The following is a 14,953-nucleotide window of genomic DNA, read 5'->3' as shown; positions in this document are numbered from 1 at the left end:
CCGAACGGCGTCGGCTCCGGCGTCCGGCCCAGTCTGCACTGTTGAAGCGGTGACGCCGGCACGATACGCACGAAACCAGAGCGGTGGCCGTTGCCGGAAGCCATCTTCCAACCCACCTTGGCCATATGCTCGATCAAGGCCCGCCCCAGCCTTCCCCCACCGCCGAAGCCGATGGCTCGGAGGCGGCCGACGTCCCCTTCGGCGCCCTCCAGCAATGCGTGGCCCTGCGCGACTGGCTGCTGAGCGAGGGGGCCCGCATGCCGAAAGCGGAAGACCTGCTCTCCGGCCTCGCCGAACGCCTGATCGCGCTGGATGTGCCGGTGGACCGCGCCACCACGGCCATCGACGCCCTGCATTCCGAGTATTCCGGCGTCGGGCGGTTCTGGACCCGCGAGACGGGCTCCACGGTCCGTCTGTTCCCGCATGGGGAAGCGTCGGACAAGGCCTATCGGGCAAGCCCGTTCTTCCGTGTTCACGAAACCGGCGCGTGGCTGATCCTCGATCTCGCCGAGACCCCGGATGAGGCCTTCGCTGTCATTCCGGACCTGAAGGCCGAGGGCTACCGGCACTACATCGTCGCGCCGCTGTTCTTCACCAACGGCACGCGCAACGGCATCTCCTTCGCCACCCGATCCGAAGCGGGGTTCCGCGACGAGGACGTGGCGATTCTCCGCTTCGTCATGCCGACACTGGCGGCGGTCATGGAGATGCGCAGCGTCAACAAGCAGCTGGATCACGTCCTGCGGATCTATGTCGGCGACGAGCCGCACAAGGCGATCCTCGGCGGCTCCATCCGTCGCGGTCACGTCCAGCGCATCCGCTCGGCGATCCTGTTTGCCGACATGCGCGATTACACGCGCATCTCCGCCGACATGACGCCGGAAGAGGCTGTCGACCTCCTGAACATCTTCTTCGACTGCCTGGTGCCGGCCATCGAGCGCGAGGGCGGCGAGGTCCTGAAATATCTCGGCGACGGCCTGCTGGCGATTTTTCGTGAGCCCGGAGACGATTTGGGCGGTGCCGCCAAGGGGGCGCTCACCGCCTCGCAGAGCGCCATGGCGGCCCTCGCGGAGGCTAATGCGCTCGGCCGCTTCGCCAATCCTGTGGCCGCCGGCATCGCCCTACATCACGGCGAGGCTGCCTACGGCAATGTCGGCTCCGGCGCCCGACTGGACTTCACTGTGATTGGACGCGACGTGAACCTGGCGAGCCGCGTCGCCCGGCTGAACCGGACGCTGGGCGAACCGATCCTGATGACGAAGCCCTTCGTCGACTTCCTCTGGGACATGCCGGAGCCTCTCGGCGAACATGCGCTCGATGGGTTCGCCGAACCCATGGGTGTCTATCGGCCGGCGCGCCCGCCCGCTGCCTGAGACCCGCTCGGGGATTGACCCCGATGCGCGGACGGCCCACATCAGGGGTGTTCCAGGGAGATCCCCGGCAAGGGGCTGAGAAACCGATGGCCGTCCGCTCGCGGATGGCGGCGCGGAAATCCTTCGAACCTGACCCGGTTCATACCGGCGTAGGGATTGGACCGCGGGTTTCTCCTCGAGCCCGGCACGCTTCACGACGCGAAGCTGCAGCCCCACCAATCTCGACGCCTGTTGCGGAGATTGTGTTGGACGTGACCCCGAACGCCTTCCTCAACCTGCGACGGACGCATGGCGTTGCGCCGCCGGCCGCCGTTGCCCCGGCACGCAGTGACGTGGTCGTCGTCGGCGCCGGCCTGATCGGGCTGTCGATCGCTTGGCGCCTGACGCAGGCCGGGCGATCGGTGACCGTGGTGGAGCGCGACACCGTCGGCGCCGGGGCGAGCCTCGCCGCCACCGGTATGCTGGCTCCCGCTGCCGAGCACGAGCCCGGCTCCGACCCGCTGCTGCCCCTGGCCCTGGAGAGCCTGTCGCGCTGGCCGGGTTTCCGCGATGCCCTTCAGGCCGCGGCCGGCCTCGACATCGACTACCGAGAGGAGGGCACCCTGGTGCTGGCCATCGGCCGCGACGAGGTCGAGCGCCTGCGCTTCCGGCACGATCTGCAGAAGCGCTCCGGCCTCGACGCTCGCTGGCTGACCGGTCCCGAGGCCCGGGCCCGCGAGCCGCGCCTGCGCCCCGCCGTCACCGCCGGCCTGTACTGCCCGCACGACCATCAGGTCGATCCGAGCCGGGTAATGGCCGCCCTCGTGCGGGCCTGCCTCGCCGCAGGAGTCGCCATCGTGGAGGGCTGCGCGGTCGAGGCGCTGGATTGGAGTGCCGACCGGGTCACTGGCGTCCGTACGGCCCAGGGCATCAGCCGGGCCGACACCGTCGTGCTCGCCTCCGGCGCCTGGAGTGGGGAGACGGGACTCCTGCCCGATCATCTCGCCCTGCCGGTCCGGCCCCTGCGCGGCCAGTCCCTCGCCTTGCGGACCACCGCCCGCACCGGCACCCTCGCCCACATGGTCTGGACCGAGCAGGTTCACATGGCGCCGAAGAGCGACGGCCATCTCATCGTCGGCGCGACGGTGGAGGATTGCGGCTTCGTCCCCGGCGTCACGGCCGGCGGCCTCTACGCCCTGCTGGAGGGCGCCCGCCGCGTCCTGCCCGGCATCGAGGAGATGGCAGTGGAGGCGATCTGGAGCGGCTTCCGGCCGACCTCGGACGACGATGCGCCGATCATCGATGCCCTGGCGCCCGGCCTCGTCGTCGCCACCGGTCATCACCGCAATGGCTACCTGCTGGCCCCCGCCACCGCCGATGCGGTCGCGGCCCTGGTCGCCGAGGGAACGCTGCCGGATTACGCCCGGGATTTTGGTCGAGCCCGCTTCGCGTCGGCACCGCAGAGGGTGTTCGCATGAAGCTCACGGTCAACGGAGAGGCCCGCGAGAGCACGGCTGCCGACCTCGACGCCCTGTTCCGGGAGGAGGCCGAGGAGACCGGCATCGAGAGCCCTCAGGGCATCGCCATCGCGCTCAACGGGTCCGTGGTTCGCCGCCGGGACTGGGCGCTCACCGCCCTCAGCGACGGCGACCGCGTCGAGATCGTCCGCGCGATGCAGGGCGGATGATCGAAAGGGGAGACATCATGACAGGAAGGTGGGAATGACCGAGATCGCGAACGACACTGACTCGCTGGTGATCGGCGGTGTGAGCCTGGGCTCGCGTCTTTTCATCGGTACCGCCGGCTACCCCACCCAGAGCATTCTGTTCGATGCGGTGGCGGCCTCCGGCGCCGAGGTGGTCACGGCCTCGATCCGGCGGGTTTCGCTCCAGGGGCACGGCTCGGATACGCTGCGCCGGCTCAAGGGGCACCGCTTCCTGCCCAACACCGCCGGCTGCGAGACGGCGCGCGACGCGATCATGACCGCCGAACTCGCCCGCGAGGCCCTCGACACGAACTGGATCAAGGTCGAGGTCATCGGCGATCGCGAAACGCTGTATCCCGACGTGGCCGAGCTGCTGGAGGCCTGCCGCCACCTCGTCGACGACGGCTTCACCGTGCTGCCCTATTGCAACGACGATCCGGTGGTCTGCCAGCGTCTCACCGATCTCGGCTGCGCCGCCGTGATGCCCATGGGCTCGCTGATCGGCTCCGGCATGGGTGTGGCCAACCCGGCCAACCTGGAGCTGATCTGTCGGCGCTCGCCGGTGCCGGTGATCGTCGATGCCGGCATTGGCACCGCCTCCGACGCGGTCATCGCCATGGAGCTCGGCGCCGCCGGCTGCCTCCTCAACACCGCGGTCGCCAAAGCCGACGATCCCGTGCGGATGGCTCGTGCCATGCGCAACGCCGTCCAGGCCGGCCGCGACGCGTATCTTGCCGGCCGCATCCCGAAGCGGGGCCGGGCCGAGCCGTCGAGCCCGCAACTCGGTCTCGTGGGCTCGTGAGCTGGGTTGCGTCCGACGCGCCCGCTACCGGCGCACGGCGATGAGCGGCCTGCCCGCGCGGCTGCTGGTGGTGACGGACAGGTCGGCGACCGACGTACCGGAGGTCGCCGTCCGGAACCTCCGCGCCACCCTCGAACGCCTCCTGCGGGCCGGCGCCCGCTGGGTCTGGTTTCGGGAGCGCGACCTGGCGCCAGATGCACGGCGCGCGCTCGCCCGGGATATCGCGCGCCTGGTTCAGGCCGAGGGCGGTTCACTGACCATCGGCGCCGATGTGGCGCTCGCCGCCGAGCTCGGGGCCGACGGAGTCCATCTGCCCGGTGGAACCACCTCGGCCGAGATCGCCGAAGCCCGCCGGCGCCTATCCGGCGGTCGCATCGGGGTTTCGGCGCACACACTGGAGGAGATCGCGGTGGCCGCGCGGTCCGGCGCCGACTACGCTACCCTCAGCCCGATCTTTCCGACGCAGAGCAAGCCCGGCTACGGTCCCGCCCTCGGAGCGGCGGCCCTGGAAACCGCCGCCGGGTTCGGCATACCGGTCATCGCCCTCGGGGGAATCACGGTCGACAGCGTGGACGCGTGCCGCGCTGCGGGCGCTGCCGGCGTCGCGGTGATGGGCGCGCTGATGCACGGCGCGGACCCGGTGGCCGAGGCGCGCGCCTATCTCGCCCGCCTCGGCGCGACATCCGACGAGCGGTGACAGGCAAGGAGGCCGCGCATGTGGGGAAAGAACCGCTTTCTCGAGCGCGTAACGGTGCAGCATCCGATCATCCAGGCGCCGATGATCGGACCGAAGCCGGCCCTTGCCGCCAGCGTCAGCGCGGCCGGGGGCCTCGGCTCCCTCGCCTGCGCGGCGATGAACCCGGACACGGTACGCAACGAGGCGGCGGCGATTCGGGCGCGAACGGACGCGCCGTTCAACCTGAACTTCTTCTGTCACGTGCCGGACGTGCCGGATGCAGCGCGCGAGTCCGCCTGGCGCAGCCGGCTCGCGCCCTACTATGCGGAACTCGGCCTTGATCCGTCGGCTCTGATCGTCATGGCACAGCGGTCGCCCTTCGACGCTGCGATGCTCGCGGCCGTCGCCGACGTCCGGCCGGCGGTGGTCAGCTTCCATTTCGGCCTGCCGGAAGCGGCGCTCCTCGACCGCGTCCGGGCGTTCGGCTGCATCATTCTCTCGTCCGCAACCACGGTGCGCGAAGCGCGCTGGCTCGCCGAGCGCGGGGTCGATGCGATCATCGCGCAGGGAGCGGAGGCCGGCGGGCATCGCGGCCTGTTCCTCGGCGGCGATCCCGCGACGCAGGTCGGCACGATGGCTCTGGTGCCCCAGGTGGTCGACGCGGTGGACGTGCCCGTCATCGCGGCCGGGGGCATCGCCGATGTCCGCGGGATCGCCGCCGCCTTCATGCTGGGCGCCTCCGCCGTTCAGCTGGGAACGGCCTACCTGCGCTGCACCGAGGCCGGTCTCTCGGGGCCGCACCAGGAGGCCCTGCGCCGCGCCCGCGACGAGGACACCACGATCACCAACGTCCTGACGGGCAAGCCGGCCCGGGGACTCGTGAACCGCGTCATGCGCGAACTCGGGCCCTGGCACGCGGAGGTGCCGGTCTTCCCCACCGCCGCCATCGGGCTCCAGCCCCTGCGGATCGAGGCCGAGCGACGCGGCTCCGGCGACTTCTCGCCCCTCTGGGCCGGGCAGGGGGCGCCCCTTGCCCGCGAGACTGAGGCGGGTCGCCTGACCGTTGAGCTCGCGGAGGGCGCGCTCAGGCTCCTCGGCCGCGCGAGGGCGTGATCACTTCGCCGTGGCCGGGCCGTAGGGCGGCCGGGGGATCGCCCGATGGGCGGCACGCAGCGCCGCCGACCAGCGCTCCCGCAGATCGTGGAAGTAGCTCTCGCCGGCTTCGATCCGGTGGTTTACCTCGAGGTCGAGGGCGTTGCGACGGGCGACCGCGATGTCGATGGGCAGGCCGACGCCAAGGTTCGAGCGCATCGTCGAATCCATCGAGACGAGGCCGACCTTGAGGGCGTCGTAGAGGTCGGTCTCGTACTTCACCGCCCGGTCCAGGATCGGCTTACCGTACTTGTGTTCCCCGATCTGCAGAAAGGGCGCGTCGCCGCTGCACTCGATGAAGTTGCCGGCCGAGTAGATCAGGTAGAGCTTCATCGGGTCGGAGCCGATCTGTCCGCCGAACAACAGCGAGACCGAGAAGCGCAGGTTGGCCGCCTCGAACCCCGCCTTCTCGATCTCGCGGACTCGCCGAATGGCGCGGCCCACGAGCTGGGCTGCCTGGAACATCGTCGGCGCCTCGACGAGCTTCATCTTCGGCTCGCCGGCATCGCCCTCGACTCCCTCGGCCAGAAGGCTGAGGACCGACTGGGTGATCGAGAGATTTCCGGCGGAGGCCAGCATCATCACGCGCTCGCCCGGCACGTTGAAGTGGTGGAGCTTGCGGTAGGTCGAGATGTCGTCGAGCCCGGCATTGGTCCGGGTATCGGCGATCATCACCAGCCCCTCCTCGACGAGGACACCGACGCAGTAGGTCATGGAGCGGTCTTTCTCGCGCGTCCATCCGCGATCAGGACTGGACGGAAGCCTGTGCTTGCTCGACGCGAAGCGTCACGTCGAGTGTTTCTGTCCCGCCGCCCATGCGGCTGCCGCGAATCGGAGCCGCCCCGAGATAGTCGAGGGCGACAGCCACGCGGATATGCGCCTCGGTGGTGGCGATACCGTGGGCGGCGTCGAAGCCGATCCAGCCGAGCCCCGGCACCAGCGATTCGGCCCAGGCATGGCCCGAGCCTTGATCCGCATCCCGGTCGGCGTGATGGTAGTAGCCCGAGACGTAGCGGGTGGGAATCTCGAGGTGGCGGGCCGCCGCGATGAAGAGATGGGTGATGTCCTGGCAGACGCCCTTCTCCTGGACGAAGGCCTGCGCGGCGTTCGTGCTGGCGCTGGCCGGGCCGGGGACGAAGGTGACCCGCTGGTGCACGGCGGCGAGCAGCCGGTGCAGACACGGTAGGGGGGCCGGGTCGCCGGCCGCCGCGATCTCCTGGGCGAAGGCCTGAATGGCGTCGTTGGCCAGGGCGAGATCCGAATCCCGCAGGTAGAACACGTCCGGCAGGCGCTCGATGGTGCCGCGCACGATGCCGTGCATCTCCAGGGTGTCGACCTCTCCGGTGACCCGGATCGACAGGGCCTCGGCCGGCTCGTCCGCCGTGAACCAGTGCACCACGTTGCCGAAGCCATCCTCGCGCTCGCTCACGCGGCCGTCGACGGAGGGCTCGATGCGCCAGCGCCGGACATACTGGCCGTCATGGTCGCGAGGACGCAGACGCAGGACCTGAATCAGCCCGCGGGCGGGCTGCTCATAGGTATAGTTGGTCTCGTGGAAGACGCGGATTCGCATGCGGCGACCTTTGCGCGGCGTCGGGCCGGGGCCGGCCCTATACCAGATATTGCTCGATGACCGCTGCGCCGAGGCGATTGTTCTCGACGATGAACTCCGTCACGAACTCATGTAGGCCGGATGAGAAGATGCGGTTGATGTTCTCGCCTTCCAGGCGTGCCAGGGTATTGCTGGCCAGGCGCTGGCTCGCGCCGCGCCGCCCGTAGGCGTCGGCGATGAGGTCGAGGTGCTCCACCAGCATGCCGTAGCAGTTGGTGAAGGAGCGCGGCATCTGCCGGTTCAGGATGAGAAGATCGGCCACCAGGAGTGGCTTCACGCTCTCGCGGTAGACCCAGTGATAGGCGTTGAAGGCCGAGACCTCGCGCAGGATCGTGGTCCACTGGAAATAATCGAGGCTGCCGCCGATCTTCTCCGTGGCGGGGAGCAGGATGCGGTACTTCACGTCCAGGATGCGGGCGGTGTTGTCCGCCCGTTCGATCGCCGTTCCGAGGCGTGTAAACCAGTAGGCGTCGTTGCGCAGCATCGTGCGGTAGGCCGAACCGTCGAAGGCGAGGGAGACGCTCTTCACCCAGTCCAGGAAGCGGGTGAACTCGTCGCGGTTGAGGTCGCGTCCCTCGTAGTTGCGCAGTTCGAGCCAGGCGCCGTTGATGGCGTCCCACATTTCGGTGGTCAGCGCCGTGCGGACGCTGCGGGCATTCTCGCGCGCGGTCTCGATGCAGGAGCGGATCGAGGAAGGATTGTGCGGGCTGAAGGCAAGAAAATCGCAGACGGTCGCTTCCGTGACGCTGGCGTAGAGCGGCTTGAACACGTCCGGATCACCCGCCGAGGCCAGGGCGGAGGCCCACTCGTTGGTCTCGCCGCCGCCGTAGCTTGACGGCAGGGCGGCCAGGCGCAGGGCGGCATCGAGGATGCGGGCGACGAACTCCGCTCGCTCGGCGTAGCGCGAGAGCCAGTACAGGTTGTCGGCGGTCCGGGACAGCATGGGGTTCCATCGGGACGTTGGCTGGCGTCGGAAACGCAGGCCGCAGGGCGAAAAGGACTATGCCGGAGCCGGCACGGACTTGGAAAGGCACCCGGGACGGAAGGCCCCGCCGGATGCCGCGCGATGGCTCAGGCGTCGAGGACCCAGGTGTCCTTGGTGCCGCCGCCCTGGCTTGAATTTACGACGAGCGACCCCTCCTTCAGGGCGACCCGGGTGAGGCCGCCGGGGACGATGCGGATCTCGTCCGAGCCGCACAGCACGAAGGGGCGCAGATCCACGTGCCGGGGTGCGACCCCGGATGCGACGAACGTCGGGCAGGTGGAGAGGGCCAAGGTCGGCTGGGCGATGAAGCCGTCCGGCGCATGCTTCAGCTTGCGTCCGAACTCCTCGATCTCGCGCTTGGTGGCGTGTGGGCCGACCAGCATGCCGTAGCCGCCGGAGCCGTTGACCTCCTTCACCACGAGCTCGCTGAGATTGTCCATCACATAGGCGAAAGCCTCTTTCTCGCGGCAGCGGTAGGTCGGCACGTTGTGCAAGATCGGCTCCTCGCCGGTGAAGAACTTCACGATCTCCGGCATGTAGCTGTAGACCGCCTTGTCGTCGGCAATGCCGGTGCCGACGGCGTTGGCCAGGGTCACGGTCCCGCGCTCGTAGGCGTTCATGATGCCGGGGACTCCAAGCACCGAGTCCGGGCGGAAGACTAGCGGATCGAGGAAATCGTCGTCGAGACGGCGGTACAGCACGTCGACCCGGCGGGGCCCCTCGGTCGTCCGCATGTAGACGACGTCGTCCTTGGTGAAGAGGTCGGAGGCCTCGACGAGGTCGACGCCGAGCTTGTCGGCCAGGAACGAGTGTTCGTAGAAGGCCGAGTTGTAACGACCCGGCGTCAGCAGCGCGACGGTGGGGTCGCGGGTCGCCGTGGACGGCGCGAGGCTGCGCAGGGTCGCCAGCAGGGCGTCGGGATAGTTCTCCACCGGTGCGACGCGGTGGCGGGAGAACAGCTCCGGGAACAGCCGCAGCATGACCTCGCGGTTCTCGAGCATGTAGGAGACGCCGGACGGGGTCCGGGCATTGTCCTCCAGCACGAAGAAGTCGTTCTCCCCGGTGCGGACGATGTCGATGCCGGCGATGTGGACGTAGAGGTCGTGCGGCACCCGGAAAGCGCGCATTTCCATGCGGTAATGCGGGTTGCGGTAGACGAGGTCGGCCGGGATCACGCCGGCCTTGATGCATTCCTGCGCCCCGTAGATGTCCTTCAGGAAGGCGTTGATGGCGGTGACGCGCTGCTTGAGGCCTCGCTCCAGGAAACCCCATTCGGGCTTCGTGATGACCCGCGGGATTATGTCGAAGGGTATCAGCCGTTCGGTGGACTCGTTCGCGCCGTAGACCGCGAAAGTGATGCCGATGCGCCGGAACAGCATCTCGGCCTGGCTGCGGCGGGTGTTGAAATGCTCGGGCGGCGTGGTGTCGAGCCAGTGCTTCAGGCTGTCGTAGGCTTCGCGCACGGCGGGGTTGCTCAGCGCCCCATCGGGCAGCCCGGTCATCTCGTCGAATGCAGCGAGCGCCATTCGCGTCTCCCCCTTGAACACCGTTCTTGTCTAGGCAAGAGGCGCGCCAGCAACCTGGGATCGGAGTCCGCGCCCACCGCCCTTGCGTGTAGGGTAGCACGTTCAGATCAACTTCAAGCCCTTGAAGCTGGCGTGACCCTCCCGACCCAGGATGATGTGATCGTGGATCAGGATGCCGAGGGGGTCTAGCACCCCGATGAGCTCGCGGGTCATCCGGATGTCGACGGCCGAGGGAGTGGGGTCGCCCGAGGGATGGTTATGTGCCAGGATGATGGCGGTGGCCGAGAGCTCGAGGGCAGGGCGCGCCACCTCGCGCGGATAGACTGGCGTGTGGTCGACGGTTCCCCGCCCCTGGACCTCGTCGGCGATCAGGTGGTTGCGCCGGTCGAGGAACAGCACGCGGAACTGCTCGCGCGCCGCGAAAGCCATGGTGGCGCGGCAATATTCCAGCACGGCGCTCCACGACGAGAGCAGAGGGCGGTCGGCGATCGCCCCGCGCGCCAGCCGATGCCCTGCCGCTTCGATGAGCTTCAGGTCGGCGATGACCCCGGGGCCGATGCCTTCAATTTCAGCAAGTCGCGCCGGCTCAGCGCTCACCACCTCGGCAAAGCTGCCGAAGCGTCGGATCAGGGCCTTGGCCAGGGGCTTCACGTCCCGGCGGGGAATGGCCCGGAACAGGGCGAGTTCGAGAAGCTCGTAATCCGGAAGGGCCTCAGCCCCACCCTGGGCGAACCGGGCGCGCAGGCGGTCGCGATGGCCGAGGTAATGCGGCTCGCCGTCCGACGGGTCGGGCGCGGCCGGCGGCCGGGTGGTCATGAGCCCGAAATCAACCGGCGGTCGGCGCGGGCTGGTGCAGACCCTTGAGCGAGAGGGTGAAGATTTCCGCCCCCGTCTCCGTCACCGCCACGGTGTGCTCGAACTGCGCCGAGAGTGAGCGGTCGCGGGTGACCGCGGTCCAGCCGTCAGAGAGAACCTTCACCGCTGGCCGGCCGAGATTGATCATGGGCTCGACGGTGAAGAACTGGCCGGGCTGGAACTTCACGTCGTAGCTCGGCTCGACGTAGTGCAGGATGGTTGGGGCATCGTGGTAGGTGCGCCCGAGGCCGTGGCCGCAGAAATCCCGCACGACGGAGCAGCGCTCCGCCTCGGCATAAGCCTGGATCGCCCGGCCGATATCCGTGGTGGAGCCCCCCGGCTTGATCGCCGCGATGCCGCGCATCAGGCACTCGTGGGTGATCTCGCACAGGCGCTGGGCTTTGCGCGGCACCTCTCCGACATAGGCCATCCGGCTCGAGTCGCCGTGCCATCCGTCGACGATGAGGCAGATGTCGAGGTTGACGATGTCGCCCTCGCGCAGGGGCTTGTCGTTCGGGATGCCGTGGCAGACCACATGGTTGATCGAGGTGCAGATCGATTTCGGATAGCCGCGGTAGAGCAGCGAGGCCGGATAGGCGCCGTGGTCCATGGCGAAGGTGTAGGCGAGCTTGTCGAGATGGTCCGTCGTGATGCCGGGAGCGGTGACCTCCATCAGCAGATCCAGGGCTTCCGCGGTCAGACGGCCGGCCTTGCGCATGCCCTCGAAGGCCTCCGGTCCATGAATCGGCGGCTGGGGCGCGCGGCGTCCGCTCTCGGACATGGCCTGTTCGTTCTGGGTCATGGGGACGTTTCGCGGAGGGGAACCGGGGCGGGGCCTGCCCCTATGTACGGTGACGCGCGCGCGAGGCCAACCCTTCGCGCGCTGCGCACTAGGATTGCGCCGAGGGAGAGGCTAGAGACGGGTCCCGGCAGACCCCGACAACACGGATGCCCGCACGAGCACGATCCTTCCTCGAGGACGAGGCTTCGGCGGGCTGGCAGGCAGGACGAGGCGATGGCTGACAAGGCGGTCCCGCATTTCCACAACGAGCCCGGCGTGGCGGTCATTCACGTCGGGTCCAAGGAGTTCATGTGCATCGGGGCCAAGCCCCCCTTCGATCATCCGCACATCTTCCTCGACATGGGCACGGACGACGAGACCATCTGCCAGTACTGCTCGACGCTGTTCCGCTACCGGCCGACCCTGGCCGCTGGCAACGCCGATCCGGCGATCTGCGTCTGGGACGACCGGACCTCGGCCGCCGCCTGATCAGGCGAGGCGGCTCCGTGCCGGCCCTGAACATCGCCATCGTCGGCGCGGGCATCGGCGGCCTGACGGCTGCGCTCACCCTCGATTCCGCCGGCCATGCCGTCACCCTCGTCGAGCGCCGCACCGGATTCAGCGAAGTCGGGGCCGGGATCCAGCTCTCGCCGAATGCCAGTCGAGTGTTGATCGGCCTCGGCCTCGGCGCCGCCCTGCGACGCGCGGCGAGCGAGCCGCCGGCAGTGGTGGTGCGGGCCCTGACGAGTGGGACGGTCATAGGCGGCGTCGCTCTAGGAGCCCATCTGCGCGAGCGCTTCGGCGCGCCCTACTACGTCATCCACCGGGCCGACCTGCAGACCCTGCTCCTCGACGCTGTGCGCGGCCGGCCGGGTATCCGCCTCCTGATGGGACGGGACGTGACCGGTCTGGCGGAGCGACCGGACGGTGTCGACCTGACCCTGGAAAGCGGCACGGGCACGCGGACCGAGCGGTTTTCCGCCGACCTCGTTATCGGGGCCGACGGTGTACGCTCCCGCCTGCGCGGCCACCTCGACGGCAAGGACCTGAGGTCCGGGCGTGCCGCGGCGTGGCGGGCCATCGTTCCGCGGGAAGCCCTGCCAAACGAACTTTCGGGCGAGGCCACGGGCCTGTGGCTTGGGCCGGCGCGCCACGTGGTGCATTACCCGATCCGGGGTGGCCAGCACGTCAACGTCGTCGCCGTGATTCCGGAGCGGAAGGGCAGCGAGGGCTGGGGCCAACTCGGTGAGCCCGCCGTGCTGCGCGCCCGCTTTCGCGACGCGGCGCCGCCCCTCGCGGCCCTCCTGGCCGTACCGGATTCCTGGCTGGTCTGGTCGCTGGAGGATCGGGGTGCCGCCCGTCCGATGGCACGCGGACGGCTGGCCCTGATCGGGGATGCCGCCCATCCGATCCTGCCCTTTCTCGCACAGGGGGCCGCCCTCGCCATCGAGGATGCGGCGATCCTCGCCAGGGAACTGGGCGCGGACGGCGCCGATCTCGGTGCCGCCCTGGCCCGCTACGATGCGGTGCGGCGTGCGCGGGTGCGCCGCGTTCGCCGGGCCGCCCGTGCCAATGGCCGGACCTATCATGCGGGGGCTCTCGTCGGCACGATCCGTAATGTCGTGATGGGCCGCCTCGGGCCGGACGGAATGAACCGTCGCTACGCCTGGCTCTACGGCTGGACGCCTTGATCTGCGGAGGCCGCCCCGCTACCGCTGATGCCGGCATGCGGACGTGGCGAAACCGGTAGACGCACGAGACTTAAAATCTTGCGGCCTTTGGCTGTGCGGGTTCGAGTCCCGCCGTCCGCACCAACCCTCTGAAGCATCTTGGATGATGCTAAACCGTTTCAAGACAACGGCTTTGAGGATCACAAGGGATGCTTCTCCTCTGGGATGAGTGACAAGCGAGGGGCCCCAGTCTGGTACTCCTGTGTCCGCTTACGATGGACAGGCTCAAGCTCATCGTGAAGATCGTCGGTTCGAAGGTGGCCGTATCGCGCAGTCATCTGGAGCGTCGTATGGCCAAGGATGCGGCTGAGCCGATAAAGATCGCCTCCATCCTGCACCCACCATGACGCGAACGTATGTCGCAGATCGTGGTAGCGGAAGTGGGATTGCCCCGGTTTGGTGGACACCGACAACGCTTTCGCGTGAGGTGTTTATCCGATGCCCAAGAGCCGTCCCCCATACCCCGCCGAGTTCCGCCGNTGGGATTGCCCCGGTTTGGTGGACACCGACAACGCTTTCGCGTGAGGTGTTTATCCGATGCCCAAGAGCCGTCCCCCATACCCCGCCGAGTTCCGCCGACAGATGGTCGAGTTGGTCCGCGCCGGCCGTGATCCGAACGATCTGGCTCGCGAGTTCGAGCCCTCCGCACAGGCCATCCGCAACTGGGTGGCCGAGGCCGACCGCAGCGAAGGACGGCGTGATGCGAAGCCACCACCTGCCGACCCCGGCCTGACAGCGGTTGAGCGCGATGAACTCGTCCGGCTACGGCGCGAGAACCGGCAGCTGAAGCTGGAGCGCGATATCCTCTCTCGCGCGACGGCCTGGTTTGCTCGGGAGACCGGGGTTCTGCCGTCGGGGTCTTCCGGTTCATGAACGCGAACCAGGCCGACTTCCCGATCGCTGCCATGGCACGCATGCTCGGCGTGTCGAAGGCGGGATACTATGCCTGGGCTGGCCGGCAGCCCTCGGCGCGTCGGACAGCGGACGCAGCCCTGCTCAAGCGAATCCGCACCGTCCATCTCGGCTCGCACGAGACTTATGGCGCGCCACGCGTCCACGCCGACCTGCGCGAACAGGGCGAGCGGCACTCTCGCAAACGCATAGCCCGGTTGATGCGCGAGGCTGGCCTTGTCGGAGCCAGTCATCGGCGTGGTGGCCCTGTCACGACGCGGCGAGATCGAGAGGCGCGCCCGGCTCCCGACCTGGTCGACCGTAACTTTGCCGCCGCTGCCCCGAACCGGCTCTGGGTAGCGGATATCACCTACGTGCCGACTGCTGCGGGCTTCCTCTACCTCAGCATCGTGCTTGACGCCTTCAGCCGCCGGATCGTCGGCTGGGCCATGGCCAATCACCTGCGTTCGGAGTTGGTTCTGGACGCTTTGGAGATGGCCGTGACACAGCGCAGGCCCCGCGACGTGATCCATCACTCGGACCAAGGATCGCAGTACACGTCGCTGGCCTTCGGCAGCCGCTGCCAGGAGGCGGGCGTGCGACCCTCGATGGGTTCGGTCGGCGACGCCTACGACAACRCCATGGCCGAGAGCTTCTTCTCGACCCTCGAATGCAAGTTGCTCGCCCGCCGCCGCTTCCGTTCGCAGGCCGAGGCACGAATGGCCTGCTTCAGCTACATCGAGGGCTTCTATAACCCGCTGCGCCGGCACTCGGCGCTCGGATACCGCTCGCCCGTCGTATACGAGCAGGAGACCCGGCCGCACCCGTCACCTGAGACCCGGCTCAGCTAAGCCCCCTAACCGTCCACAGAAACGGGGCAATCCCA

16 protein-coding genes, 1 tRNA gene and 1 riboswitch are annotated in these 14,953 nt (G+C 68.6%); of the genes, 10 read left to right on the top strand and 7 right to left on the bottom strand.

Going from position 1 to position 14,953, the window contains the following annotated elements; translation table 11 throughout:
• Positions 1-125: 125 nt before the first annotated feature.
• From ASF41_RS15200 to ASF41_RS15175, 6 genes are all read left to right on the top strand, one after another.
• On the top strand, positions 126-1,373 hold the full coding sequence (locus tag ASF41_RS15200; protein WP_056218825.1) for an adenylate/guanylate cyclase domain-containing protein: 1,248 nt from the start codon (positions 126-128) through the stop codon (positions 1,371-1,373).
• Between the two features lie 45 nt (positions 1,374-1,418).
• A riboswitch (TPP riboswitch) is annotated at positions 1,419-1,547 on the top strand.
• 77 nt (positions 1,548-1,624) lie between these two features.
• Positions 1,625-2,830, top strand: a complete 1,206-nt coding sequence (gene thiO, locus ASF41_RS15195; RefSeq protein ID WP_407067295.1) for a glycine oxidase ThiO — start codon at positions 1,625-1,627, stop codon at positions 2,828-2,830.
• Entirely contained in the window at positions 2,827-3,039 is a 213-nt protein-coding gene (gene thiS / locus ASF41_RS15190; RefSeq protein ID WP_056218832.1) for a sulfur carrier protein ThiS, read from the top strand. The genes thiO and thiS overlap by 4 nt, the downstream gene beginning before the upstream one ends.
• Before the next feature lie 34 nt (positions 3,040-3,073).
• The gene (locus ASF41_RS15185) at positions 3,074-3,859 is read left to right on the top strand and encodes a thiazole synthase (RefSeq protein ID WP_056494605.1); all 786 of its coding nucleotides are present in this window, start codon (positions 3,074-3,076) and stop codon (positions 3,857-3,859) included.
• 40 nt (positions 3,860-3,899) lie between these two features.
• On the top strand, positions 3,900-4,556 hold the full coding sequence (locus tag ASF41_RS15180) for a thiamine phosphate synthase (protein WP_056494602.1): 657 nt from the start codon (positions 3,900-3,902) through the stop codon (positions 4,554-4,556).
• Positions 4,557-4,574: 18 nt separating this feature from the next.
• Positions 4,575-5,648 (top strand): nitronate monooxygenase family protein, encoded by a 1,074-nt coding sequence (locus tag ASF41_RS15175; protein WP_056494599.1) that lies wholly within the window; start codon positions 4,575-4,577, stop codon positions 5,646-5,648.
• On the opposite strand, the gene ASF41_RS15170 is transcribed toward ASF41_RS15175, so the two are convergent.
• The 6 genes from ASF41_RS15170 to map all read right to left on the bottom strand — a co-directional run bounded on the left by ASF41_RS15170 (position 5,649) and on the right by map (position 11,467).
• Positions 5,649-6,401: a hypothetical protein gene (locus tag ASF41_RS15170; protein ID WP_056218845.1), complete on the bottom strand. Its 753-nt coding sequence runs from the start codon at positions 6,399-6,401 to the stop codon at positions 5,649-5,651.
• 31 nt (positions 6,402-6,432) lie between these two features.
• Positions 6,433-7,260: a transglutaminase family protein gene (locus ASF41_RS15165; protein ID WP_056273412.1), complete on the bottom strand. Its 828-nt coding sequence runs from the start codon at positions 7,258-7,260 to the stop codon at positions 6,433-6,435.
• A gap of 37 nt (positions 7,261-7,297) precedes the next feature.
• A complete protein-coding gene (locus tag ASF41_RS15160) occupies positions 7,298-8,242 on the bottom strand; it encodes an alpha-E domain-containing protein (protein WP_056494596.1) in 945 nt (314 codons plus the stop codon).
• Positions 8,243-8,370: 128 nt separating this feature from the next.
• A complete protein-coding gene (locus tag ASF41_RS15155; RefSeq protein ID WP_056218853.1) occupies positions 8,371-9,810 on the bottom strand; it encodes a circularly permuted type 2 ATP-grasp protein in 1,440 nt (479 codons plus the stop codon).
• Between the two features lie 102 nt (positions 9,811-9,912).
• Entirely contained in the window at positions 9,913-10,626 is a 714-nt protein-coding gene (gene radC, locus ASF41_RS15150; RefSeq protein ID WP_056494592.1) for a DNA repair protein RadC, read from the bottom strand.
• Positions 10,627-10,636: 10 nt separating this feature from the next.
• Positions 10,637-11,467, bottom strand: coding sequence for a type I methionyl aminopeptidase (gene map / locus ASF41_RS15145; protein ID WP_056494589.1), 831 nt, complete (start codon positions 11,465-11,467; stop codon positions 10,637-10,639).
• Between the two features lie 213 nt (positions 11,468-11,680).
• Here map and ASF41_RS15140 point away from each other — a divergent pair, with 213 nt between their 5' ends.
• From ASF41_RS15140 to ASF41_RS15130, 3 genes are all read left to right on the top strand, one after another.
• Positions 11,681-11,935, top strand: coding sequence for a zinc-finger domain-containing protein (locus ASF41_RS15140; RefSeq protein WP_055956304.1), 255 nt, complete (start codon positions 11,681-11,683; stop codon positions 11,933-11,935).
• 17 nt (positions 11,936-11,952) lie between these two features.
• Positions 11,953-13,137 carry an FAD-dependent monooxygenase gene (locus ASF41_RS15135; RefSeq protein WP_056494585.1) on the top strand — a complete coding sequence of 395 codons (1,185 nt, stop codon included), beginning with the start codon at positions 11,953-11,955 and terminating at the stop codon, positions 13,135-13,137.
• Positions 13,138-13,174: 37 nt separating this feature from the next.
• Positions 13,175-13,260: transfer RNA gene (locus tag ASF41_RS15130), tRNA-Leu, on the top strand.
• 56 nt (positions 13,261-13,316) lie between these two features.
• Here ASF41_RS15130 and ASF41_RS24010 read toward each other — a convergent pair.
• Positions 13,317-13,514, bottom strand: a complete 198-nt coding sequence (locus tag ASF41_RS24010) for a hypothetical protein (protein WP_244479678.1) — start codon at positions 13,512-13,514, stop codon at positions 13,317-13,319.
• A gap of 199 nt (positions 13,515-13,713) precedes the next feature.
• On the opposite strand from ASF41_RS24010, the gene ASF41_RS15125 reads away from it, so the two are divergent.
• A protein-coding gene (locus tag ASF41_RS15125) for an IS3 family transposase (protein WP_156653327.1) occupies positions 13,714-14,918 on the top strand; the annotation gives its coding sequence in 2 pieces (ribosomal slippage) (positions 13,714-13,993 and positions 13,993-14,918; 1,206 coding nt in all).
• The last annotated feature ends 35 nt before the right edge of the window (positions 14,919-14,953 follow it).

The sequence above is a fragment of the Methylobacterium sp. Leaf111 genome, from assembly GCF_001423285.1.
Taxonomy (GTDB): Bacteria; Pseudomonadota; Alphaproteobacteria; order Rhizobiales; family Beijerinckiaceae; genus Methylobacterium.
The sequence above is the reverse complement of the archived record's forward strand: the minus strand, read 5'-3'. Positions and strand labels throughout refer to the sequence as shown.